This is a genomic window from Halomonas litopenaei (assembly GCF_003045775.1).
GTDB lineage: Bacteria > Pseudomonadota > Gammaproteobacteria > Pseudomonadales > Halomonadaceae > Halomonas > Halomonas litopenaei.
The window spans coordinates 1-23959 of the sequence record NZ_PXNS01000010.1 but is presented as its reverse complement, the minus strand read 5'-3'; the positions used below and the strand labels follow the sequence as shown (position 1 = coordinate 23959).

At 64.2% G+C, this 23959-nt stretch carries 21 protein-coding genes, 1 rRNA gene and 1 pseudogene; 12 read left to right on the top strand and 11 right to left on the bottom strand.

Annotated features, from left to right (window positions below):
* Positions 1–13: 13 nt before the first annotated feature.
* Entirely contained in the window at positions 14–1582 is a 1569-nt protein-coding gene (peaA, locus tag C6W88_RS16100) for a quinohemoprotein amine dehydrogenase subunit alpha (protein WP_146164676.1), read from the bottom strand.
* 592 nt (positions 1583–2174) lie between these two features.
* Here peaA and C6W88_RS16095 point away from each other — a divergent pair.
* Positions 2175–2705, top strand: coding sequence for a hypothetical protein (locus C6W88_RS16095; protein ID WP_108133213.1), 531 nt, complete (start codon positions 2175–2177; stop codon positions 2703–2705).
* A 97-nt stretch (positions 2706–2802) separates the two neighbouring features.
* Here the strand turns inward: C6W88_RS16095 and fadA are convergent, their stop codons facing one another.
* Both fadA and fadB read right to left on the bottom strand, forming a co-directional pair.
* Positions 2803–3981, bottom strand: coding sequence for an acetyl-CoA C-acyltransferase FadA (gene fadA / locus C6W88_RS16090; RefSeq protein ID WP_045992964.1), 1179 nt, complete (start codon positions 3979–3981; stop codon positions 2803–2805).
* A 23-nt stretch (positions 3982–4004) separates the two neighbouring features.
* Complete coding sequence (gene fadB / locus C6W88_RS16085) at positions 4005–6164, bottom strand: fatty acid oxidation complex subunit alpha FadB (RefSeq protein ID WP_108133212.1); 2160 nt, start codon at positions 6162–6164, stop codon at positions 4005–4007.
* Between the two features lie 232 nt (positions 6165–6396).
* On the opposite strand from fadB, the gene C6W88_RS16080 reads away from it, so the two are divergent.
* Both C6W88_RS16080 and slyA read left to right on the top strand, forming a co-directional pair.
* Positions 6397–7788 (top strand): DUF5924 family protein, encoded by a 1392-nt coding sequence (locus C6W88_RS16080; RefSeq protein ID WP_108133211.1) that lies wholly within the window; start codon positions 6397–6399, stop codon positions 7786–7788.
* Between the two features lie 148 nt (positions 7789–7936).
* Positions 7937–8383 carry a transcriptional regulator SlyA gene (gene slyA, locus C6W88_RS16075; protein ID WP_045992966.1) on the top strand — a complete coding sequence of 149 codons (447 nt, stop codon included), beginning with the start codon at positions 7937–7939 and terminating at the stop codon, positions 8381–8383.
* A 145-nt stretch (positions 8384–8528) separates the two neighbouring features.
* Here slyA and C6W88_RS16070 read toward each other — a convergent pair whose 3' ends face one another.
* Positions 8529–9059: a preprotein translocase subunit YajC gene (locus C6W88_RS16070; RefSeq protein ID WP_108133210.1), complete on the bottom strand. Its 531-nt coding sequence runs from the start codon at positions 9057–9059 to the stop codon at positions 8529–8531.
* A gap of 111 nt (positions 9060–9170) precedes the next feature.
* Here C6W88_RS16070 and C6W88_RS16065 point away from each other — a divergent pair, with 111 nt between their 5' ends.
* Positions 9171–9617: a universal stress protein gene (locus C6W88_RS16065; RefSeq protein ID WP_045992968.1), complete on the top strand. Its 447-nt coding sequence runs from the start codon at positions 9171–9173 to the stop codon at positions 9615–9617.
* Positions 9618–9795: 178 nt separating this feature from the next.
* Here C6W88_RS16065 and C6W88_RS16060 read toward each other — a convergent pair whose 3' ends face one another.
* Positions 9796–11739, bottom strand: coding sequence for an ATP-binding cassette domain-containing protein (locus C6W88_RS16060; protein WP_108133209.1), 1944 nt, complete (start codon positions 11737–11739; stop codon positions 9796–9798).
* A gap of 200 nt (positions 11740–11939) precedes the next feature.
* Here C6W88_RS16060 and C6W88_RS16055 point away from each other — a divergent pair, with 200 nt between their 5' ends.
* The 3 genes from C6W88_RS16055 to C6W88_RS16045 all read left to right on the top strand — a co-directional run bounded on the left by C6W88_RS16055 (position 11940) and on the right by C6W88_RS16045 (position 14604).
* Complete coding sequence (locus C6W88_RS16055) at positions 11940–12809, top strand: TatD family hydrolase (protein WP_231498675.1); 870 nt, start codon at positions 11940–11942, stop codon at positions 12807–12809.
* 1 nt (position 12810) lies between these two features.
* Positions 12811–13290, top strand: a complete 480-nt coding sequence (locus C6W88_RS16050; protein ID WP_108133207.1) for a hypothetical protein — start codon at positions 12811–12813, stop codon at positions 13288–13290.
* Between the two features lie 315 nt (positions 13291–13605).
* On the top strand, positions 13606–14604 hold the full coding sequence (locus C6W88_RS16045; RefSeq protein ID WP_108133206.1) for an MBL fold metallo-hydrolase: 999 nt from the start codon (positions 13606–13608) through the stop codon (positions 14602–14604).
* 9 nt (positions 14605–14613) lie between these two features.
* Here the strand turns inward: C6W88_RS16045 and C6W88_RS16040 are convergent, their stop codons facing one another.
* Entirely contained in the window at positions 14614–15168 is a 555-nt protein-coding gene (locus C6W88_RS16040; RefSeq protein WP_108133205.1) for an elongation factor P hydroxylase, read from the bottom strand.
* A gap of 449 nt (positions 15169–15617) precedes the next feature.
* On the opposite strand from C6W88_RS16040, the gene C6W88_RS16035 reads away from it, so the two are divergent.
* The 4 genes and pseudogenes from C6W88_RS16035 to C6W88_RS16025 all read left to right on the top strand — a co-directional run bounded on the left by C6W88_RS16035 (position 15618) and on the right by C6W88_RS16025 (position 18946).
* Complete coding sequence (locus C6W88_RS16035; protein ID WP_231498674.1) at positions 15618–17057, top strand: MATE family efflux transporter; 1440 nt, start codon at positions 15618–15620, stop codon at positions 17055–17057.
* A 2-nt stretch (positions 17058–17059) separates the two neighbouring features.
* Positions 17060–17806: pseudogene (locus C6W88_RS16030) on the top strand (DUF3080 family protein); the annotation flags it as partial.
* 100 nt (positions 17807–17906) lie between these two features.
* Positions 17907–18134 (top strand): hypothetical protein, encoded by a 228-nt coding sequence (locus tag C6W88_RS22120; RefSeq protein WP_375038301.1) that lies wholly within the window; start codon positions 17907–17909, stop codon positions 18132–18134.
* Between the two features lie 98 nt (positions 18135–18232).
* Complete coding sequence (locus C6W88_RS16025; RefSeq protein WP_108133204.1) at positions 18233–18946, top strand: hypothetical protein; 714 nt, start codon at positions 18233–18235, stop codon at positions 18944–18946.
* Positions 18947–19021: 75 nt separating this feature from the next.
* Here the strand turns inward: C6W88_RS16025 and tusA are convergent, their stop codons facing one another.
* Positions 19022–19276, bottom strand: a complete 255-nt coding sequence (tusA, locus tag C6W88_RS16020) for a sulfurtransferase TusA (protein WP_108133203.1) — start codon at positions 19274–19276, stop codon at positions 19022–19024.
* Between the two features lie 26 nt (positions 19277–19302).
* Between tusA and C6W88_RS16015 the strand changes: the two genes are divergently transcribed.
* Positions 19303–19590: an antibiotic biosynthesis monooxygenase family protein gene (locus tag C6W88_RS16015; protein ID WP_045992977.1), complete on the top strand. Its 288-nt coding sequence runs from the start codon at positions 19303–19305 to the stop codon at positions 19588–19590.
* Positions 19591–19621: 31 nt separating this feature from the next.
* Here the strand turns inward: C6W88_RS16015 and rlmM are convergent, their stop codons facing one another.
* The 4 genes from rlmM to rrf all read right to left on the bottom strand — a co-directional run bounded on the left by rlmM (position 19622) and on the right by rrf (position 23839).
* A complete protein-coding gene (gene rlmM / locus C6W88_RS16010; protein WP_045992978.1) occupies positions 19622–20695 on the bottom strand; it encodes a 23S rRNA (cytidine(2498)-2'-O)-methyltransferase RlmM in 1074 nt (357 codons plus the stop codon).
* Complete coding sequence (locus C6W88_RS16005) at positions 20685–21122, bottom strand: DUF2721 domain-containing protein (protein ID WP_045992979.1); 438 nt, start codon at positions 21120–21122, stop codon at positions 20685–20687. Before C6W88_RS16005 ends, rlmM begins: the two co-directional genes overlap by 11 nt.
* A 310-nt stretch (positions 21123–21432) precedes the next feature.
* On the bottom strand, positions 21433–22992 hold the full coding sequence (locus C6W88_RS16000; protein WP_108133202.1) for a BCCT family transporter: 1560 nt from the start codon (positions 22990–22992) through the stop codon (positions 21433–21435).
* Between the two features lie 731 nt (positions 22993–23723).
* Positions 23724–23839 (bottom strand): 5S ribosomal RNA (gene rrf, locus C6W88_RS15995).
* Positions 23840–23959: the final 120 nt, after the last annotated feature.

Sequence of the window (23959 nt, the reverse complement as noted above, 5' to 3'; positions counted from 1 at the left end):
CGGTGAACCCGGTTCAGCGCAGCGGCGGGTTGTTCCAGCGCTGCACAGTCACGATCAACTGGGCGTCATCGCTGACCGCCTCGGACTGCCCCCTGGCCGTTGCGCTGACGCGCAGATTGCCGGCATTGTTGGTGTCGTACTTGCGCTCGGGGTTGGGGCCTGCACCGCTCGGCGAGAAGATCCCGGAGGCCTTGTCCATGACCCCGGCAAAGGTGACGTCTCCGTCTTGCTCTGCGGTCTCGTCCCAGGGGCTCACCGACCAGTTCACTGGCACCTCGCCCAGTGCGATGGGCTGCTGCCCCTCCGCTTCCAGGTAGCCTTCGACCCGGAAGACACCACTCACCGCCGGCGTCTGTTCAGCACCGACCCGCGCCACGGCAAAGTCCGGGGATATCTCCAGACGATCCACCCTGTCGTAGACGGCGAGCTCACGCTCAAGCGTTGCGTCTCCCTGTCGCAGCGTCCTCCATCCCGGTGTCGCCGAGCCGTCCACCGCCACCTCCAGCAACAGCAGGCCACTCTCCTGCTTCAGCACCTCGATCACCTCGACGCCTTCACCGACCTCTAGTGCATCCGCGTCCAGACCAGTGCCGATAACCGCGAGCGTAGTGCGCTCTCCGGCCTTGAGGCCGCGCGGCAGCACCGCCTCGATGGCGGTCTCCTGAGCCTCAGGCAGCAACGTCACCGGCATGCCCATGGCTTCGTCGTCGGCATCGAGCACGCGGCCGCTGGGTATGTCCTGAGAGAAGTCCAGCACCTGCAAAAGCGACTGCCCATCCAGGGTCAGCTGGGCACGCCATTCATAGCCGGTAAACAGGGTCGCCATTCCTTGCCCCTGCAAGTCGCGACCGTCGAGGAAGTGACCATCCACCGTCATGCGATAGGCGTCGTCGCCCTCCGCCGCTTCGATGTCGACTGCGGCCACGAAGGCGCCCTGACCTGGCCAGCTTCCCCACATCTGAAAATGTCCGGTCGGGTCCACCGGTGTCGCTTGCTGCCAGGCCTCCCACGCATCCGTCTGCACAGAGAAGTTGTCGCCAAGCCAGGGCACGATGTCGTTCAACGCCACGCCCAGCCAGTCGCGATCCCGTGCGTTGGACTGGAATTCCAGGGTCTGGTACTGGCCCACGTGGAAGTTGACCAGCTTGGCCCAGTCCTCTTCGGTACGCCGCTGCAGCAGCACCCGACCGCCGGTGTGACAGCGGGCACACATCTGCTGAAAGGTGGGATGGTCGAAGGACTCGACACGGTTGAGACGACGTTCGATCAGCGCCCGTTCTGGTGCGCTTTCCTGCGGGGCGAGACCGCGGCTGTCGGCCAGGTACTTGACCAGTTCCCGACGATCCTCGCCGGGCACCTGCACCCCGTGCATGATGCCCATGCGCGCGATCGTCATGTCCCAGCCTTCCGGAGTCTTGCGCTGGGCGCTGATGCGACTCCAGCTTCCTTCACCTGCCTGCGGCTGATGACAGCCGGAACAGTAGCGATCGACCAGTTGCGCGCCCTCTGCGGCCATGCCACTTGCCGGCAGGACGCACAGCACTAGCGCCATCAGGCCTGGTCTCGGACGGAGTTTCGTCACGGCAGTTTCTCCTTGAGCGTTGTTGTTATATCGACAGGAGTAGGACTCCTTCGCCTGCAAAGGCCATGAAACATTCACGCCAGCGCATAGCAAAAACTTATTTTTCAAATAATTACCACACACTCACTGTGCACAAGCAGCGGCCTGATCAGGAGACTGTCGCAAACTGCGACAGTCTCCTGCGGAGCCAGCCGGTGCCCACGACGCAGGTCCCCGCTGTCGGGCGCAAGCGATATGCCCAGACAAGATCGCTGAACGGACACCGGGGCTCGAGGATAAGCGTGGCGCCAGCATCGTTATCACGGTGGCGATGCACTGGGAGTCGAGGCCAAGACCTCGTAACTATGCACCATCACATCGCCAATGGCGTATTAGATAGGTCGCATAAAGCCTCGGCATTGCCAGGCCACGGTCCCTCTGGAGACACTCTCACCAACGTACAGATGGGCCTTTGGCAAGATGCCTGATGTCGCCCGGACTGTGCGTCACTCACTCGATACTCGTCCGTTCAAGGGATGCCGTAAATCACGGCGAGGTCGGGGTCTACAGGGAAGTACAACGGCTCCGGCCAACGGAGCCACAGGAGATGCGCATGGATGCACAGCAGACGCTGGAGGACCTACCGATCGAATTCGAAGGTCCCTCCTACACCGGTGATACTGTCTTTGGCTATCTGGTCATTGCGGTGTCGCTGATTGTCTTGATCATCGCCGTTCTCATCATCATTTTCGGCCCCGAGTACGTCAGCGTATCGATCGCCCGCGGCCCCACCTTCACCCAGTTCTGGCAGCTCTACCCGGGCCCCATCGCTACCGTCGCGGGGATCGTGACGCAGCTTGGCTGGATGTTGGTCAAAAAGCAGGATGAGGTATTGTCAGAGGAGGTCTTGGATCGTGTACGCCGGCTCCTCCCGGCCTCCGCCGAGATGCCCGAGGGCCATCGGTTCGTGTTGACCCACCTCGCCGGACATCGCTACAGGGTGGAACTCGAGGAAGTGGTCGAACCATCGGACCAGCAGAACCCGCCGGACAACGTCGGTCAGATCGTGCCACTGGGACGAGGAGGCGCCATGGTGCGCCTCTGCCACGATCAGATGATGGCCACGGCAGCATCCAGCGGTTGAATGACTTGCGCGTGTACACTGCACTCTCGCAACAACGCCGGCACTGTCAGACAGTGCCGGCGTTTTCCGCTCTGCTCCGCCCGAAGGCGGCAAGAGTTCAGTCGAGGCGTTCGAACACGGTCGCCACGCCCTGCCCCATGCCGATACACATGGTGGCGAGACCCAGGCGGGTGTCCTGGCGCCGCATCACGTTCAGCAGGCTGTTGCTGATACGGGTGCCGGAGCAGCCCAGCGGGTGACCCAGGGCGATGGCGCCGCCGTGCAGGTTGACCTTCTCGTCCATCACGTCGAGCAGCCCCAGGTCCTTGAGTACCGGCAACGCCTGGGCGGCAAAGGCTTCGTTGAGCTCCACCGTGTCGATGTCATCGATGCTCAGTCCCGCCGCCTTGAGCGCCTTCTGGGACGCCGGTACCGGGCCATAGCCCATGATCGAGGCGTCGCAGCCGGACACTCCGGTGGAAAGCACCCGAGCAATCGGCGAAAGACCAAGGGCCTGGGCGCGTTCGTAGCTCATCACCAGCATGCCACTTGCGCCCACCGACAGTGCCGAGGAGGTGCCGGCGGTGACGGTACCGCCACGCGGATCGAACACCGGCTTGAGGCCCGCCATGCTGTCCAGGCTGGCCTCGGGACGAATCACCTCGTCACGCTTGACCAGAATCCGGCGGCCGTCGGCGTCATGGCCTTCCACACCGATGATCTCGCGGTCAAAGGCGCCGCTCTGCTGGGCCTCGTAGGCACGCTGATGGGAGCGTACGCCGAAGCTGTCCTGCTGCTCGCGGGAGATGCTGTGCAGCTTGCCCAGCAATTCGGCGGTCATGCCCATCATCATCGCCGCCTTGGCGGCGTGCTTGCTGGCGCTGGGGTTGACGTCGATGCCGTGGGTCAGCGGGATGTGCTCCATATGCTCGACGCCACCGACCAGGTAGACGTCACCCATGCCGGCCTTGATGTTGGCGGTGGCGATGTGCAGTGCGCTCATCGACGAGCCGCACAGGCGGTTGACCGTCTGGGCCGGCACGCTGCGCGGCATGGCGGTCATGATCTGGGCGTTGCGTGCGACGTTGAAGCCCTGCTCCAGGGTCTGGTTGACGCAGCCCCAGATGACGTCATCCACCTCGCCGGGATCAACGGCGGCGTTGCGCTCGAGCAGCGCATTCATCACCGCCGCCGACAGGTTCTCGGCACGCACGTGGCGGAAGCCACCGTTCTTGGCCTTGGCCATGGCGGTACGGGCACCATCGACCACCACCACATCTCTCGGGTTCAAGCTCATCTGTCTTCTCCTGTCTGGTGGGGTCACTTGGCGTCGGCGTAGAAGGTCTTGCCACTGTTGGCCATCTCACGCAGGCCATCGGTGGGCGCATACAGCGGCCCGAGCTCCTCGGCCAGGCTGTCGGCCAGGGCGACGAATTCGGCCACGCCCATGGCATCGATATAGCGCAGCGCACCACCTCGGAAGGGAGGGAAGCCAATGCCGTAGATCAGCGCCATGTCGGCCTCGGCCGGGGTGCCGACGATGTCATCTTCGAGACAGCGCACGGTCTCCATGCACAGCGGCACCATCATCCGCGCGATGATCTCCTCGTCGGAGAACTCGCGGTTCTCGCTGACCACCTGCTTGACCAGCTCGATGGCGGCCTCGTCGCTGACCTTTCTGGGCTTGCCCTTGCGATCCTCTTCGTAGGCGTAGAAGCCCTTGGCGTTCTTCTGCCCCAGGCGATCGTTGTCGAACATCACCTGAATGGCGGTCTTGGCGTCACGCGCCATGCGGTCGGGGAAGCCTTCGGCCATCACCGCGTTGGCGTGCACCGCGGTATCCATGCCGACCACGTCGAGCAGATAGGCCGGGCCCATCGGCCAGCCGAATTTCTCCATCACCTTGTCGACGCGCTGGTAGTCGGCACCCTTCTCGACCAGCAGGCTGAAACCGCCGAAATAGGGGAACAGCACGCGATTGACCAGGAAGCCCGGGCAGTCGTTGACCACGATCGGCGTCTTGCCCATGGCCTTGGCGTAGGCCACGGTGGCGGCAACGGCAGCGTCGCTGGTCTTCTCGCCACGGATGACCTCGACCAGCGGCATGCGGTGCACCGGGTTGAAGAAGTGCATGCCGCAGAAGTTCTCGGGACGCTTCAGGTTCTCGGCCAGCCGGGTGATCGAGATGGTCGAGGTGTTGGACGCCAGGATGGTGTTGTCGCTCACCTGCTGCTCGACCTCGCTGAGCACCGCACCCTTGACCTTGGGGTTCTCGACCACCGCCTCGACCACCAGATCGACATTGTCGAAATCACCGTAGGACAGCGTCGGACGAATGTTGGCGAGCTTCTCGGCCACGCCTTCGACGGACAGCTTGCCGCGGGAGGCCTGCTTGCCGAACAGCTTGCGCGCCTCCTTGAGGCCCAGCTCGATGGCGTCTTCCTTGATATCCTTCATCAGGATCGGGGTGCCCTTGGAGGCGCTCTGGTAGGCGATTCCGCCGCCCATGATGCCGGCACCGAGCACCGCCGCCTGGCGCACCGGTTGCGCCTTGCTGGCGTACTTGCCGCCCTTCTTCTTGACCACCTGGTCGTTGAGGAACAGCCCGACCAGGTTGTAGCAGACGTCGGTCTTGGCCATCTTGCAGAAGGCCTTGGCCTCGATCGCCTGGGCCCGCGCACGACCTTCACCGGCGCCCTTCTGGATCACCTTGATCGCTTCCACCGGCGCCGGATAGTGCGGCCCGGCCTTGCCGGCGACATATCCCTTGGAGGTCTCGAACACCATCATCTGCTCGACCGGATTGAGGTTCAGCGCGCTGTTCTTTTCCTCGCGCCGGGCCTTGAAGTCGAGTTCGCCGGCGTTGGCTCGCGCCAGCATGTCGAGCGCCGCCGCCTCGAGGTCATCGGCGGGCACCACCGCATCCACGGCGCCGACCTTGAGGCAGGCGTCGGCACGGTTCTCGGTGCCGCCGGCGATCCACTCGATGGCGTTGTCGGCGCCGATCACCCTGGGCAGACGCACGCAGCCGCCCCAGCCGGGGACGATACCGAGCTTGGTCTCGGGCAGGCCGATCTTGGCGTCAGGCGTCATCACGCGGAAGTCGGTGGACAGCACCACCTCACAGCCGCCACCGAGGGCCAGGCCGTTGATCGCGCTGACCGTCGGGAAGGGCAGGTCCTCGAGGCCATTGAAGATACCGTGGACCTGCTCGAGCATGCCCTGGATCTCCGCCTCGTCCTTGCCGAACATGGCGTGAAACTCGGTGATGTCGGCACCGACGATAAAGGCGTCCTTGGCACTTTTCAGCATCAGGCCCTTGACGCCGCTCTCGCCGCGCACCGCGTCCAGCGCTTCGCCCAGCTCCTTGATCACCGCGCCAGAGAGCTTGTTGACCGATTCATCCTTCAAGTCGAAGGTCAGAGTGGCGATATCGTCGCCATTGCGAGCCACCGAAATGGCATTGCCTTGATAGATCATCCACGCATCTCCACTGAAGTCATGCCGTGTCATCCGGAAAGGGCCCGACAATCGATGGGCCAGGCGACATTCATACGCCCGTTTGATTTCGCCAGCTTGGTGCAAAGATTCACTTCCGTCAACCCCTACCAATACCTTAGAGGGCTTGCGAGGCGTTGAAGCATGCAGCGGCGCTTCACCAGCGTTTAAGCATACTGATAGCATGCCCCTCCCAGCCGCCGCGGACCACGCCATGCCCTCCTCGCCCCCTCAGCGCACCACCCTCAACGCGACGCAGCGATTCATCGAGACCTGGGTAGCGCGTCTGCGGCCCTGGCACTGGCTGTGGCCACCGCTGGCCTTCGCTGCCGGTGTCGCCAGCTTCTTTCTGGTCGAGCGCCAGCAGTGGCTCGGCGTGCTGCTGGCCGGGGGCATGCTGCTGGCCTGGACCCTGCTGCTGTCGGAGAGTCTGATCGGACGCCTGATGGTGCGGCGCGGCTATCCTGCCCTGCCCCGTGGCGTGACCACCTTCATCGCCCAGATGATCCACCAGGAGACGCTGTTCTTCGCCCTACCCTTTCTTGTCGCCACCACGGTGTGGAGCAGCGGTCAGGCGCTGTTCACCCTGTTCATGCTTGGCATGGCGGTGCTGTCCATCGTTGATCCGCTCTACTACCGACTGGCCGAACGCAAGCGCTGGCTCTACTTCGTGTTCCACGCCCAGTGCGTGTTCCTGGTGGTGCTGGTGACCCTGCCGTTGGTCCTGCACCTGAGTACCGGTCAGAGCATGCTGGCGGCCGCCGTGGCCATGGTGGTATTCAGCCTGCCGAGTCTGTTGCATCTGCTGCGCCCCATGAGTCCCGCCCGCTGGCTGGCGATGTTCGCGCTGCTACCGCTATTGGCCGGGGTCGCCTGGCTGGGCCGGGTGTGGGTGCCGCCGGCGACCCTGTGGTTGTCCGGCAGCGCCCTGTCGCCGGCCTTCGACGAGGCCGCACGCACGCCGCAGGGCTCCATGGCGCTGACACCGGAGGCGCTGTCGTCCCGAGGGCTCTATGCCTACACCGCAATCCATGCGCCACGCGGCTTGAAGGAAGAGGTGGTACACGAGTGGCGCCACGAGGGAGAACTCGTCGACCGCATCGCGCTGAATATCTACGGCGGACGCGCCGAGGGCTATCGCGCCTGGACCCGCAAGCAGAACTTCCCCGAGGCCAGCAGCGGCAGCTGGCGCATCGATGTGATGACCGCCGGCGGCCAACGTATCGGCGTACTGCGCTTCGAGGTTGCCGAAGACCCTGGGGCGGCGACCACCGCCGACGCCAGCATCGATACCCAGGCGGGCATTCCCGGCCTCAGGCTGCGCTGGTTGACCGCCCGTCCCGAGGGACAGCAGGAGACACCGGACATGGCATCCGACAAGGCACGCCAGCAAGAGCCGCCGAATCACGAGGAGCCAGCCCCTGCTGAAGAGGATGCGGGTGAGCCGAAAGATGACACGGGACAAAGCGGCGAGACGAGGGAGAGCGATTCGGCAGGCGAGCAGCCGGCTGAACAGAAAGGTGATCGCGAGGGCAAGGAGGAGCAAGCGCCGCAAGCAGACGATGAAGGGGAACACGACAACGGTGAGACAGGGCGTGAGTCGTGAGTCGCGAGCGAGCGACAGCCAGGGAGCGGCTGTACCCCCGAAGAGTGAAGAATAGGCGCAGTTTCGAAGCAAAGGAGGGAGTTGGCTTGCATTACCGCCGCTGCGTTCGGACAATCAAATCATTTGCAGCCTTGCGATCTTGATCACTATGAACGAGAACATCGGATTTCAACTGTCTCGGGCACCACGCATCTGGCGTGCGGTGCTCGATCAGCGCCTCGCACCGTTGGGACTGACCCAGACGCGGTGGGTGACGCTCTATCACCTGTGGCGCATGCCGGACGGGCAGCCCCAGTGCGACCTGGCGCGGGCCATCGGCGTCGAGGCGCCGTCGCTGGTCAGGACGCTGGATCAGCTTTGCGAGCAGGGCCTGGTCGAGCGCTGTCCGTGTGACCAGGATCGCCGCACCAAACGCGTGCACCTGACCAAGCAGGCGACGCCTCTGCTCGAGAAGATCGATGCCATCGTGCAACAGGCCAGGGAAGAGATGCTCAAGGGGCTGGACGAGCAGGAACAGGAAAGACTCAGCGACATGCTCAGCCGCATCGAGGCCAACGGTCAGGCCTTGCTGACGCCGGATGATTGCCAGCGCTGACACCTGAGCCCGACGAGTCCAGCAAGAGCCTCGCCGAGATCGCCTTCAAGGCCCGCCCTGACACCTGGGCCGGATACCCAGCATGCCGCAGCCCTGTTCGATCCTGGGTGGTCGATCGCCATCGTCCAAGTTAGAGCCGCCAATATCAGGGCGGCGAGTTCGGCAAATTGGCGGCGGGACGATCCGGACGTCCCTGCAGGGCGTCGCGTAGCGCCGTCGCAGGCGCCGCCAGGCTGCCGAAGGCGTCAGCCTCCAGCGACTCTTCCCACCACAGCGTCAAGGCCTTGTCGCTGGATTCGACCACGCAGGCGTCCTCGGGCAACTGGGTCAGCAGACGCGACAGTCGCGCATTGATCACCGATGGCAACGGCTCCAGCGGCTGAATCCGCCAGCGCCAGCCATTGTCGTAGTCGAACGACTTGAGCGCCTCGCTGGCACGTTCTGTGCGTACCAGCACAAAACGTGGGCCAGGCCGCTGGCTCGGATAGACCCAGCGATAGGCCGCCATCTTGTCGATCTCGCCGTGCAGCGGTGGCGTCTCCAGCTTGACGCTGGCCCCCGCCTCGATCGCCACCTGGCGCAGCGACCCCTGACGACGCTCTCGGGCGGTGGGGCGCAGCCACATGGCCGGGGCAAAGACCATTCCTACCACCCCCAGGATCAGCAGCCACAACATACGGTTTCCTCAGAAAAATCGTTGATCATCAGCATTGTTTTGACGGGACTGGCGGCCTAGAGTGGAAGCACAGACCTTTTCTCAACCGACCGCCGCTGGAGGCGTAGTCCCGTGAGCAATGAATATCGTCATGTGCTGGTGGCCGTGGACCTCACCAAGGACTCCCACAAGATCCTCGAACGCGCGCTGCAGATCGCCGATCGCAACCACGCGAAGCTGTCGATCATGCATACGCTGGAGCCCCTCGGCTTTGCCTACGGGGGCGACATCCCCATGGACCTGACCAGCATCCAGGACCAGTTGGACGACCATGCCAAGCAGCGCCTGGCCGAGATCGCCGATGCCCACGTGGCGCGCGACGACCAGCACGTGGTCGTCGGCATGCCCGATACCGAGATCCATCGCTTCGCCGATGAGCACGACGTCGACCTGATTGTGGTCGGCTCCCACGGCCGTCATGGCTTCGCCCTGCTGCTCGGCTCCACCTCCACCGGCGTGCTCCATGGTGCTCAGTGCGACGTACTGGCCGTGCGCGTCGGCAAGGAAAGCGAAGAGTAACCCCAGCGGTTGACCGGATCGCACCTCGCGGCAACCGCATCGCGCCCACTGCCCCGTTCATTCCCGGGAGCTTGCCCTCGCCCGTCCACCCAAGCGGTGGACGGGCGAGGCTCCTTTCGCAAGGCGCCTTTCGAGCGACTCCTCGGTACCACGCAAAGGGGCCAGAGCGCGTCCGTGTCTACTCGCCGGCGGCCATGGCCTCGAGTTCCATCCAGCGCTCCATGACCGCGTCGAGGCGTTCCTGAGTCTCCTGCAGCAACGCCAGACGCTCGGTGACCACACCGGATGGCTGCTGGTAGAAGTCGGGCTTGCCCGCCTCCGCCTCGAGCTCGGCCACCTCAGACTCCAGCCGTTCGATCTCCGCCGGAAGGCCATCGAGCTCCCGCTGCAGCTTGTAGGATAGCTTGACCGGCTTGGCCTTGGCTGGCGCTGCGGCCGTGTCCGCCGTATCCGTCTTGCTGGATGCCGGCGCCGGTGCCGCGTCATCCGCGGTCGGCTCCACCCGCTGGCGCGCCGCACCCTCCCAGGGCGCCGGCGGCAACTTGCCGCCCTGGCGGACCCAGTCGCTGTAGCCACCGACGTACTCGCGTACCTGCCCCCTGCCTTCGAAGGCCAGCACGCTGGTCACCACGTTGTCCATGAAGGCGCGGTCGTGTGATACCAGCAACAGGGTGCCGTCGAAGTTGAGCAACAATTCCTCGAGCAGCTCCAGGGTCTCGACGTCCAGGTCGTTGGTCGGCTCATCGAGCACCAGCACGTTGGCCGGCTGGGTGAACAGCTTGGCCAGCAGCAGGCGGTTGGACTCGCCCCCGGACAGTGCCTTGACCGGCTGACGCGCACGCTCCGGCGAGAACAGAAAGTCCTGCAGGTAGCTCATCACGTGGCGGTCCTTGCCACCCACCGTGACCCGATCACTGCCCTGGGCCACGTTGTCGTAGACGGTGCGCTCAGGCTCAAGCCCGGCGCGGAGCTGGTCGAAGTAGGCGACCTGAAGCTTGGTCCCCAGCCGCACCGTGCCTTCGCTCGGCTCGAGTTCGCCCAGCAGGATCTTCAACAGGGTGGTCTTGCCGGCGCCATTGCGCCCGATCAGACCGATACGATCCCCACGCTGAATCTCGATATTCAGGTCACGGATGACCGTCGCATCCTCGAAGTGCTGGGTGACGTGAGACAGCTCCACCACCCGCTTGCCGCTGCGTTCGCCGGTATCTACCGTCAGCGAAGCATTGCCCTGGCGCTCGCGCCGCTGGCTGCGTTCGCGGCGCAACTGCTCGAGCGCCCTCACCCGTCCTTCGTTGCGCGTACGTCGGGCCTTGATCCCCTGACGAATCCAGGCTTCTTCCTGGGCCAGTTTCTTGTCGAACTCGGCGTTCTCCCGGGCCTCGACCTCAAGCTCGTGCTGCTTCTGGGCCTGGTAGGTGGCGTAGTCACCGGGATAGCGCCCGAGCTTGCCACGATCCAGCTCGAGGATGCCGGTGGCCAGACGCGACAGAAAGGCGCGGTCGTGGGTGATGAACAGCACCGCTCCGGCAAAGGCGGCAAGCTGTTCCTCGAGCCAGGCGATGGTATCCAGGTCCAGGTGGTTGGTCGGCTCATCGAGCAGCAGCAGATCAGGTTCGGCGACCAGCGCCCGAGCCAGCGCCACCCGCCGGCGCCAGCCGCCCGACAGCGAGGACATCTCGGCGTCTTCGGGCAGCCCCAGGCGGGTCAGCACCACATCGATCCGCTGGTGGAACGACCAGCCGTCGATGGCCTCCAGCCGCGTCTGCAGCGTGGCCATGCGGTTCATGTCCGGATCCTCGGACTGCACCAGATGGTGATACTCGGACAGCAGATCGCCGGCCTCGGGCAGGCCCTGGGCCACCACATCAAAGATGGTCTCGCCGCTGGCCTCGGGCAGGTCCTGCTCGAGCACCCCGATCTTGAGGCCTGGGGCGCGCCAGATGGTGCCGCTGTCGGCCTGATTCTCGCCCGCCACCAGTCTCAGCAGCGTGGACTTGCCGGTGCCATTGCGGCCCACCAGCGCCAGCCGCTCTCCCCGCTCGAGCACCAGGTCGGCACCGTCGAGCAACACATGGTGGCCATAGGCCAGTTGCAACTGCTCCAATCGTAGCAGGGTCACGCTTCACCTCTTCGCTTGATCATCGCGACAGTGTACCTCATGCCCCCCTCCTGCTGGCATGACCGATCCCACCTGAGAGTCAAAATCAGAGACCACGCGATCAGCGACATGGCCACCTCGAGCACCGCTCCACGTGGTTGTGCCGCCGACACACAGGTACAATGCGCCTCCATCGATATAGCCGCCCCAAGGAGACCGCGTTGTCCGTCCCAGACAAGCCAGCCCCAGACGAGACGCTGCCGAACCCGCTGCCGGAGCCGCTGCGCTTTCACTCGCCTGCCCCTCTGGTCGACATCGGCGCCAACCTGACCCACGAGAGCTTTACCCACGATATCGATGCCACCCTCGCCCGTGCCCGCGCGGCCGGCGTCGAGACGCTGATTCTCACCGGTACCGATCGTGAGCATGCCGAACAGGCGGTGGCCCTGTGCCAGGCCCACGAAGGCCTTTACGCCACCGCCGGCATCCACCCGCACCAGGCCAGCGAATGGGGTCCGGAGCTCGAAGCCGCCATGGCCGAGCTACACCAAAAGCCCCAAGTGGTCGCGGTGGGAGAATGTGGCCTCGACTTCAATCGCAACTTCTCGACCCCGGCCGAACAGGAACGCGCCTTCGAGGCGCAACTCGCCCTGGCTGCCGAGTCGGGGCTGCCATTGTTCCTGCACGAGCGCGACGCCGGTGCCCGAATGCGTGACATCCTCGGCGCCTGGCGAGATGATATTTCACGGGCGGTGATACATTGCTTCACCGCGGATCGCGAGACGCTCCACGGCTACCTGGATCTTGACCTGCACATTGGCCTGACCGGCTGGATCTGCGACGAGCGCAGGGGCCATCATCTACGTGATCTGGTAGGCGACATCGCCGCCAATCGACTGATGGTGGAGACCGACTGTCCCTACCTGTTGCCGCGTAATCTGCCGGCCAAGCTCAAGGGCCGCCGCCACGAGCCGGCGCTGCTGCCCTGGATCGTGCGAGAGATCGCCCACTGGCGCGGCGAAAGCGAAGCTGAGCTTGCCGCCAGCAGCACCGCGACGGCCCGCGCCTTCTTCGATATCAAGGAGTCCTGACATGGGCGACATGCCTGCCTTTATCGCCGTGGAGACCGGCGGCGACGGCGATCTGCCCCTGGCCATCGCCTGGAGCCTCGACGATGGCCGCATCAAGCACACCCTGATCCAGCCCGACGAGGACTGGCTCGATGCCGAGACGGTGTCCCTCGGCGACTACAGCCGCGAGGAACTGGCCAGCATCGGCGTGAGTCCGCTGGACGTGATCCGTGAACTGGAAACCGATCACTTCAATGCCACCCTGCTGACCGCCGGCGTATTCGACGACGAGGCGGCCATCTCACGGCTGTTCGACACCTACGGTCTCGACCCCTTCGTCGAGCTGGCCCCGGCAGAATCCCTCTATCCCGACCTGGATCCTGGCGAGTGGGCGCGCGCCCGCAACGAGCTGTTTGCCGAACTGGGCCTCGAGCCCATGCGTCCGGAGCAGGAGGTAGAGGTAATGTTGCATCTGCACAAGCGACTCAGCGACAGCGACTGAGACCGCAAACGAAATGCGACCGCTGACGGTGCGACTCGGGCCGTCAGTCCTACCAGCAGTCCTCCCGTCAGCCCTCCCATAGCTCCATCCCCTGTTACCAGGGCTTCAGGCGTTCTCGCGAACTATCGCTTGGTCACGAAGCAGTACCGCCCCTCCCGGCGCGAAGCAAAGCAGCGGCTGGCGTCACCCCGGCGTGGTGGTCGCGGTATACCTTGGTCGACTGGTCTCCTCCCTCCTCTCGGGCCAGGCTTGTTCTTCCCAACAAATCGAACTTAAGTGCGCTATACGAACAACAAGCTTCGAGAGAGTGAGCCCATGCCCATTGCCACGAACATTGCCACGAACATTGCCACGTCTTTTGCCCAGCCCCGGCGTCTTGCCGGCCCCCGACCTGCCCCCCGCGCCATCGCCACCTTCCTGGCCCTGGCCAGCGCAGCCCTTTTCAGCGCAACCCTGTCCACCGCCGCCCAGGCCGACACCAGTATCGTGATGCTGGGCACCGGCACCCCGGTACCCGACGGAGAGCGGGCCGGTTCGGGGGTCGCGGTCATCCATGATGGCGAGGCCTATCTCTTCGATGTTGGCCCCGGCGTCGTCGAGCGCGCCAGCCAGGCCCAGGAGCGAATGGGCATCGAAGCGCTCGCCCCGGTGAACATCGAGCGGCTGTTTCTGACCCACCTCCACAGCGACCATGTACTGGATTACCCGGAACTGCTCGGCACCTACTGGTGGCGCCGCGAACAGCCCATCTCGGTGGTCGGCCCGGTGGGTACCGAGGCCATGAGCCAAGGGGTCTACACCATGCTGGCCGAGGACACCAATACGCGCCTGGCCGACAAGAGCCCTGTCACCAATCCAGCGGCGGCCAGGGTCCTGGTGACCGAAATCGAGAAGGAGGGGCTGGTCCACGAGTCACCCGGCATCAGCATCCACGCCTTCGGGGTAACTCATGGAGACTGGGAGCAGGCCTACGGCTACAAGGTCGTCACCGATGACCTGACCCTGGTGATCTCGGGTGACACGTCGCTTTCCGAGGAAGTGCGTCGCCAGGCAAGCGGCGCAGACGTACTGATCCACGAGGTGATCAGCCGTCAGGGGTGGGAACAACTGTCACCGCAGTGGCAGGCCTACCATCAATACGCCCACACGCTGAGCGATGAACTGGCAGAGTTGGCCCGGGAAGCGCGTCCCGGCACCCTGGTGCTGACCCATGTTCTGCACTACTCGGCCCCGCGGGAGAGCGTGCTTGACGAGGTTCGCGCCGACTATGATGGCAGGGTGCTGCTACCCGATGATCTTGACGTCATCGAGTGACCGACACCATCAGGCGATGGCAGGCTCGAGCTGCTCTCGTCCGAGCTCGATCGCCTCGCTCAACGCCAGCCCTTGCCGATAGAAGCCGCGCAGCGCCGCTTCGAAGGCTGCCGCACGGCGCGGCAGTCCTTCGTCACGGTAACGGCGGGCACGCTCGGCCACCCGTCGGGCGAAGCCTTCACGATCGACCTCCACCTCGCCGAGGTTGTCGACGCTGACGTGAAAGGTCAGCCCGGCCGCCTCGCTGAAGATGCGCTCCAGCGCCTGGGGCGCCACCTCGACCTTCTCGAAGGCCTGCTGCTGCATCTCGCTGCGACCGTCAGGCTCGTACCAGTAGCCGTAGTCTTCCAGCAGTCGCCGGCGCGGCCCGGCGATACACCAGTGACTGACCTCGTGCAGTACGCTGGCAAAAAAGCCCCGTGCGAAGATCACCCGATGCCAGGGCACCTGATCGTCGGCGGGCAGATACAGTGGCTCATCACCGCCACGCACCAGACGGGTATTGCAGGGGCCCAGAAACAGCCCATCGAACAGTTCGATCACGTCTTCCAGGCGGTGCTCCACGAGGGCTCCTTCACGTCGGGCGTTTGACTAAAGCGGCGGCGGGTTGTTGACCAACGCCACTACCGAGCGATGTTGGCGAGGGCGCTTGCCAAGGGCGCCTGCCGACAACGATGGCCGAACCCGCCTGGCGAGAACAGTGGCCGATGCCGATTGGCGCGAGCCGGCAAGGATACCAAGGCTTGGCGCACAGCCAAACTCTCGAAGCATTCTATTCTGGCGACATCGCTGGTTTGATTGACCAGACACCGATGACGGCGCTCGGCCTTCGCGCTCTGGCACCAGGGCCTGCGGCGCCAAGATGGTGCATCGCTGGTACACTCTCACGGTACCCCGTGTCCCGAGTCGGCGCTCGCCCGGCGATCACCTCTTGGCCGTCTGTCCCGACAGCGGCCCGCTGACTCAAGGCACCAGGGCAAGAAGCCCGTATTCTTTGCATGGAGCCCACCAACGTGCGTCCTTTCCCCACCGGCCTCGGCGCCACCAGCCGCCGCGAGAGCTGGCCCTTGATCCGTCTGGCATTGCCCATCTGTGGCGCCCAACTGGCCCAGGCCGGCATGAGCGTCGTCGATATCATGATGACTGGCCGCCAGAGCGCCACCGACCTCGCCGCGGTCTCCGTCGGTGCAAGTCTGTGGATGCCCTTGATGCTGTTCATGACCGGAACCCTGATGGGGCTGACGCCGATCGTCGCCCAGCTGCTGGGGGGGGGGCGCCAGGCGGGCATTCGCCCCAACGTGCACCAGGCGCTGTGGGTGGGCCTGGTACTGGGGCTGGTCTCGGCGCTGCTGCTGCGCCTGGCGGTGGCGCCGGTATTCGCCTGGATGGAAGTGCCGCCGGAGGTGGCCGAACGCGCGCGTGACTATGTTGGCGCAGTGGCCTTCGGAATGCCCGGCGTCGCCATCTTTCTGGCACTGCGAGCGTTCTCCGACGGGGTCAATCATACCCGACCGGCGCTGTGGATCAGCCTGATCGGGCTTGCCGTGAATATTCCCAGCAACTATGTGCTGATCTACGGTGGCGACGGTTTTACTCGCCTGCTGGGCGACGCCACCCCCGGCTGGTTGGCCGACCTGCCGGCACTGGGCGCCTATGGCTGCGGCATCGCCACCGCCATCGCCATGTGGGTGATGACCCTGGCGATGGTCCGTTACACCCAGAAGAGCCGCGCCTATGGCAGTATCGAGCTGTGGCACTCGCCCACCCGTCCGAATCCCCGGATGATCGCCGAACTGCTCTACGTGGGCGTTCCCATCGGTGTGGCGATCTTTGTCGAGGTCACCCTGTTCACCCTGATCGCGCTGTTTATCGCAAGCCTCGGCGAGATCGTGGTGGCCGCGCACCAGGTGGCGCTCAACTACACCTCGGTACTGTTCATGCTGCCGCTGTCACTGGGTATGGCCTTGACGGTGCGGGTCGGCAACACCCTCGGCGGTGGCGACCCTCGGCTGGCGCGACTGGTGGCCTGGAACGGCATCCTGATCGCGCTACTGGTGGCGCTGTTCAACAGCCTGCTGCTGTGGCTGACGGCGGAGACCATCGTCGGGCTCTACACCCATAACGTCGAGGTCCAGGCACTGACCCTGTCGCTGGTGGGGCTGGCGATGCTCTATCAGGTATCGGATTCCCTGCAGGTGGCCCTCGCCGGCGCCCTGCGCGGCTACAAGGATACCCGGGTGATCATGTTCATCACCCTGCTGGCGTACTGGCTGGTCGGCCTCGGCGGCGGCCACCTGCTGGGACGCTACGGGGTTGGCGACTGGATCGAACCGATGGGGGTACACGGCTACTGGATCGGGCTGATCGCGGGGCTGACCGTCGCCGCGCTGCTGCTCGGTGAGCGCTTCCGGCGCAAGGCCCGAAGCGTTGCCAGGCGCGCGGAGGACGGCTGAGCATGAACGGCTTTCGTCCTGGCCGGTGGCGACCGCTGCTGCTCGCCTCCTGCCTGTCGCTGCTGGTGGGCTGTGGCGACTCGGCGCTGGAACGTGATCTGCTGGCCTATCAACAGCGGCTAGCCGAGGCACTCGACCAGCCACCACCGGAGCCCGCGCCGGTGGCCAACATCGGCGACTTCCCCGAACGCCGTCAGTTGACGCTCGAGATCCCGCCGATCAGGGAAGGCATGCTCGACGTCTTTGCCCTGCGCGGCTGCCATATCGCCAACCTGGTCGCCGAGCGCAACAACCAGCTTGGCAAGACCGCCGCCCCCAGCCAGCGCTGGCTCTACGAGCTGCGTCTGTGGCGCCGCCTCAGCGCCTGCTGGAACGCCGAGGCCGCCGACGCCCTGGCCGAGGGTGACCGCCAGCGCCTGGCTCGCCTGACCGACATCAAGACACGCCAGCTACCGCTGGCCAGCTACAACGCCCTGGTCTCCTCCGAGGAGTGGACCGGCAGCTTCTCGCGGGCAAGCTCTCCCCTGCCTCTCGACGAACTCTCGGCGGTCGACGAGCAGCTTGCGGCGCTTGGCTATCTGAACGAAGCGGTCATCCATCAGTTCGACCGCCAGTGGACGCCAGAGTCCGGGCCACTGGAACAGGCGCTTGCCACCCTGCGGGATCGTCCACTGAGTGCCGAGCTGATGCGCGCCCTGATGCTGGCAAGCCAACGCCTCGAGGAAGCCAGTCGACTGCTTGAGAGCGCCCTCGCCTCCCGCCATGGCTCAGACGACGACCGGACCGGCGCTGATGCGGCATGTTCACAGACGACGACGCTGCCCGAGGAAGGCGACACCCTAGCGTCACTTGAGCGCCTCGAGACGCAGGCGCTACGCTGGTTCGCTGGCATGGACCGACTGCTGGACGCCCATGTGGCGGGCAGCCAGGCCTTTCAGGACTACCGCCGGCAATGGCTCGACCTGGACAGCGAAACCACGCCACTGGCAAGTTTCGTGCGCGTACGAGACGATCACCTGTGGTTGCGTCAGCAATGGCGTCAACGCTGTGATACCCACGAGGACTTACGCTAGTTGATGAGTCTGTGCTATTGATGAGAACAGGGACGTAGAGCGCAGCGTCCGGCCCCGGGCCGAGATGCGATGCCGTAAGCAAGCAGCCGCTGGAGGGAGATCATGGGCATTCCACTGTCACCCCGCCCCGCTCGGGTCATCGACCTGGAGAGCATGCGCCAACGCCAACTGGCCCGCAGACGCCTGGTTCGCCTGGCCCCGGAGCTCGATGGACTGGAGATGGTGTACCGACTCGACGCGCACCCGGATACCCTGTACGGCATGCCGATACTGGCCTGGGGGATGCGTGAGAACGGCGATATTGTCGGGCTGGTCCCGTGGATGGAGTCGCTGACGCCATGCGAGCAGCTCGACGATCCGGACCACGGTCACTTCGTCGGCTACCGTGATCCGGAAACCGAGGAGCTGTTCGACCAGCCCCCGGAACACAAGGAAATGGAACTGGCCCACGCGGCGGCCTACTTCGAATACGAGGATACCCGCGAAACCACCCTGATCCAGAGCCTGCCGGATCATCAGGGTACCCACGCCCTGTGCATGGACGAGGAAGGCGCGCCCTGGCAGCTCAAGCAGGTCTTCGGCTGGCGCCTGTACAGCGACGGCACCATCGAGTCCCTGCTGGCCGACGAGAACCTGATCGAAACCGTCCCGGTACTGCCCGGCGACGCCTGTCTCTACCCGGGCCACAGCCGACACCGGGTGGTGTACTTCTTCCAGCGCCAGATCGCCAATCGTATTCGCCAGGAAGACCCGGCGACGTTGGAAGCCCTGGCCATGATGGTCATGCCTGACGACGATGAGGAAGCCTCAGAATAGCGTCGGAAGGAGCGTCAGGATCAGCGTCACCACCGGGGAGGGGGCTCAAGCGTTGAGTCCCCTCCCTCGGCAATATCATCCCAGCCGGATAAAGTAGAAGTGCGAGCCATCTTCAAGACTGCGATGCTCCACCAGCTCGTGCCCGAGAAACAGGCAGAACTTGGGCACATCTCGGGTGGTCGCCGGATCTGTCGCCGTGACCTTGAGCACCTGGCCAGGACTCATGTCCCGCACCGCGTTGTGCATCATCATGATCGGTTCAGGGCAGAACAGACCGCTGGTATCCAGTTCCTTGTCGCTTGCGGGCAGCGCATCGGAAGAATCCACCATCAATACCTCGGAGTTGGAGTGAAAGCATGATCAAGATCATCATCGAGCGCCGCATCATGCCGGGCCTGGAAGAAGAATACGAGCAGGCCGCACGAGAGGCCATGCGCCAGTCGCTGGGCGCCGATGGCTTCTTCGGCGGCGAGAGCCTGGTCGAACAAGGACGCTCCGACCGCCGTCTGATGATCACCAAGTGGCGCGATCTGCGCGCCTGGAAGGCATGGTACAACAGCGAGGCCCGAGAAAGAGTGATGCAGCACGTCCAGCCGCTGCTGACCGAGGCAGAGAACGTCCGGATCTTCGAACCGGCCTACTGACCCACGCCCATCTGCTGCCCGTGTCGCCGCCTCAATCGAGGCGAACGTGCACGGTGACCTCTTCCCTGTCGTGATAGAGGTGACGACAGCGTATTTCGGCCCGAACCCCGGCCTCCTGCAAGCGTGACGCGAGGCCGGAAAGACACAGCGATACCTCCTCCCAGCGCTTCTTCATCGGCAGCTTCAAGTTGAACACCGCCTCGCGACACCAGCGCTGCAACAGCCAACGCTCCATCATGGTGATGACGCGCGAGGGCTTGTCGACGATGTCGCAGACCAGCCAGTCCAGGCGCATCGGCGGCTCCCACACGAAGCCATCCTCACGCAGATGCTCGACCATGCCGCTGGCCATCAGGGCCTTGTCCATGGGGCCATTGTCGATGGCGTAGACCTGCATCCCCCGCTGCACCAGCTGCCAGGTCCAGCCCCCCGGGGCAGCACCAAGATCCGCCGCCTGCATGCCCTCCCCGAGCCGCTCGTCCCACTCGTCACGCGGCACGAATTCATGCCAGGCCTCCTCGAGCTTCAAGGTCGATCGGCTTGGCGCAGCGTGGGGGAAGCGCAGACGTCGAATGCCGCCGGGGAATTCACTGCGATTGCCGGGAAAGCTCATCGCCAGCTGGACCCGGTCACCGTCACGCCAGACCAGGTGCAGCCGTCGTCCTCCCGCCTTGCGGCGCAAGGCGCCACGCTTCTTGAGCTGGGAGTTGAGCGGGCGCTCCAACGCCTTCAACAGGCTACTCAGCGCCTTGGCCTCGTTGGTATCCGGGGTCTCCTGCCAGATCGACTCGAAGCTCCAGCCACAGGCCTTGAGCTGCTCGAAGATGGGCGAGAGCCGATCGTCCCGGGACAGCGAGAGCTCCGGCAGGGCCAGCAACGACTGGCGGGCAAATACCAGCTCGTCGAGACGCAGGCGACGATGCAAGTCATTGGCCGGGTGCTCGCCGTCCATGCTGACCCTGACCAGCCCCTCCTCCATCAGGGGCTCGACGCTGGCGCCCTCGCCTTCGGCCAGGAACTCAGCGTGCAGGCGGTCGGTCAGCTCGGCGGCCAGGTCCGGCTCGAACCCCGGGCGACAGAATAGAAGGATTTGATCAGGCGTCATGGGTAAAGGTTCTCTTTCTCCAGTCGAGTCCGGCGCGTCCCTCGGCGGTCAGTTCGATATCCTTCAACTGAACATTCAGGGCGTTGGTGGAGATCACCACCTCCCACAACGAAAACACCAGGGATATCGACAGCGATGCCAGGCTGATGCCGAACAGCAGCATACCCAGCGGCGTCCATGACAGGAACAGCGCAAACATCGACAGGGTACACAGCAGGAAGCTGAAGACCCCGGCGATCTGCATTCGCTTGGTCAGCGAGATGCGCCGGCGCAGTAGTCGGATCTGGGTGACGTGATCCTCTTCCCCCTCCTTTACCTGCTCCGCCAGCTTGCGGATCAGTCCGGCCAGGGTCAGGAAGCGGTTGGTATAGGCCAGCAACAGCAATGAAATGGCGGGAAACAGCAGGGCCGGCGTGGTTAGATTCACGGGGGCACTCCAGAGGATCGACGAAAGTCGATCATGGTAGCAGTCACGGCGCCTGGCGACGAGTCGCGCGGCCCTTCCCCCAGCCTCGAAGGTCAGCTTGACGCACCAGGTGCGACACACCCGGTACGCTGAGACAAGCTCGCGTGGAAAGACGCACAACTTGCCGATCCGGTAGCGACCGCCGGACCGCTGTGCCTTATACGAAACTGCCCCCGACGCAAGCGTCGGGGGCAGACAATGGAGCGGAGGCCGCAATCAGGACTCAACCTGCAGAGCCATCAGGCCGCGGCCAACAGAGGCGATGTCCCGATTACAGGATGCCCTGCTCCTTGGCCATCTGACGAGCCGCCCGAGGGGCCGTCCACAATGTCGGCAGCAGCACCAGCGACACCGGGATGGCGGTGATCACGATAAACTGCTGCAGGGCACTGATCTGGCCTGCGCCCATTCTCAGCAGAATGGCGGCCATCAGCGCCATGGCGATGCCCCAGAAGGCACGAACCAGTGCGTTGGGCTCGTCGTGACCGGCACCGACCACGGAAATGGCGTAGCTCATGGAGTCACCGGTCGTCGCCACGAAGATGGTGGTCAACAGCAGGATGGCCATGGCCATCAGGCTTCCGCCGGGCAGCGACTGGGCCACGGTCAGGGTCGCGACATCAAACTGGAAGTTGTTCAGCGCCTCGGTCAGATCGATGGCACCGCTCAGTTGATAGTAGATGCCGGAACCACCCAGCAGGGTAAACCAGATCATGGTGGCCACAGGCGCCATCACCGCCACCGCCAGAATCATCTGCCGGATGGAGCGTCCACGAGAAATCCGAGCGACGAAGATCGCCATCAGCGGGCCGTAACCGATAAACCAGGCAAAGAAGAACACTGTCCACCACTGCATCCACCAGTCCGGTGCGGTCTGGGTGGTCATGGTCGCCATCTCGAAGAACGAGCTCAGATAGGCGCCCGCCCCCTGGGTAAAGGCATCGGTCAGAAACAGCGTCGGTCCCAGGATAAAGATCGTCGCAGCGATCGCCAGAGCCAGAAACACGTTGAAGCGGCTGAGGATCTGGATCCCCTTGTGGATTCCGGTGACCGCCGAGGTCACGTACACCACCCCCAGAGCAGCAAGCACCATCAATTGGGTGCTGTAGCCTTCACTGACACCGAACAGCTCATGAAAACCGAAGCTGACCTGAGTCGCCAGGAAACCGATGGGGCCGACGGTACCCGCCACCACGGCGATTACGCACAGAGCGTCGACCAGGCCACCGAAGGGCCCCTTCATGACCTTTTCGCCCAGCACCGGATACAGCAGGGTCCGCGGCTGCAGCGGCTGTCCCTTGACGTAGTGGGCATGAGCCAGCACCACCGACGCCAGCGTACCCAGCACGGCCCAGGCCAGCAGCCCCCAGTGCATGAACGACTGGGCCAGAGCCCCTGAAATGGCCTCGGCCGTCCCGGCTTCGCTGTCGAAGGCCGGCGGCGTCACCACGAAGTGATAGACCGGCTCACCGGCGGCGAAGAACACACCGCCGCCCGCGAGCAGCGTGCACATGATCATCGACAGCCACTTGAAGGTACTGATCTCTGGCGTCTCGAGATTGCCGATACGCGCCTTGGCGCTGGGAGACACGGCGATGCCCATGGCGATGAAGAAGGTCGCCAGCAACAACAGCTGGAAATAGCTGCCCAGGGTCTTGGCGGTCCAGGCGAAGCCTGCCGAAATGCCGTTGGCAACCATCTCGATGTCGTACACAGACAGGGCGACGAAGCCCATGATGAAGCCGATGCTCAAGATGAGCACGATGGGATCACCCAGTCGAGAACCGGCCGAAGAAGCCCGCGAGTCGGAGGAAGCGGTGGTATGACTCATGTGGTGGGTAGCGACAGCAGACTAGGGTCAGGCTGTCGGACTCTCCTTTTGGGAAAGATGAATGGCGCCCTGATGGGCATGAAGGAAGCACGGAGGATTCCGCGATTTCATGACAGCTCTGTGGCTGAAGGGAAAGGATTCACCGCGCCTCATGCGCGAATCGAACCCGGCGACGCGCCTGGAACCCGTTCCAAGCGTATCGTAAAAAAAGCATGACAATGTCGACGCCGCATGACCACCCCCTGAACAGCGCGATGGTTCAACGCTTGAGTCTTTTTCCGGTCATGCCAGCATGCCACTGGAGGGGTATACGACCTCCGGGCGTCACACAAACACCAGCGCCCTCGCATGGGGGTGAGTCACCCCGAAGCTCTTTACAAGGGCTGCTGCGAAGCTGCAAGGGGTGACGAACGACGCGAGCTTCTCCTTGAGAAGAGCCAGGCCGGACCGCGCCGAGGGGGTTATCGTCCCGCGCCCGCTTATAGAAAGCGAGCTTAACCTTGTGGAAAATTCCGGTATCCGGAGTTGTACTAGAAACAAGGCAGCTTATCTCTCGCATGGGGGTGAGTCACCCCTAGCTTTTGCGGCAACGCCGCAAGGGGGGACGAACGACGCGAGCTTGCGAGCGGCCGGACCGCACGCAGTGCGGCCCCACATATAAAAAGCGGGGTCTTCCCCATGCGTACGAAAAAGCCCAACTCCTCTCGGAATTGGGCTTATTCTGAATAAATGCCTGACGATGACCTACTCTCGCATGGGGAGACCCCACACTACCATCGGCGCTGAGCGGTTTCACTTCTGAGTTCGGCAAGGGATCAGGTGGTTCCCACTCGCTATGGTCGTCAGGCGGAAAAAGGCAATGTACATCACTACTGACAAAGTCCTGCTCGATACGTCCCACGTATCCGTCAATTGATTCGAGACATCATCGACCAAAACCCTTTGGGTGTTATATGGTCAAGCCTCA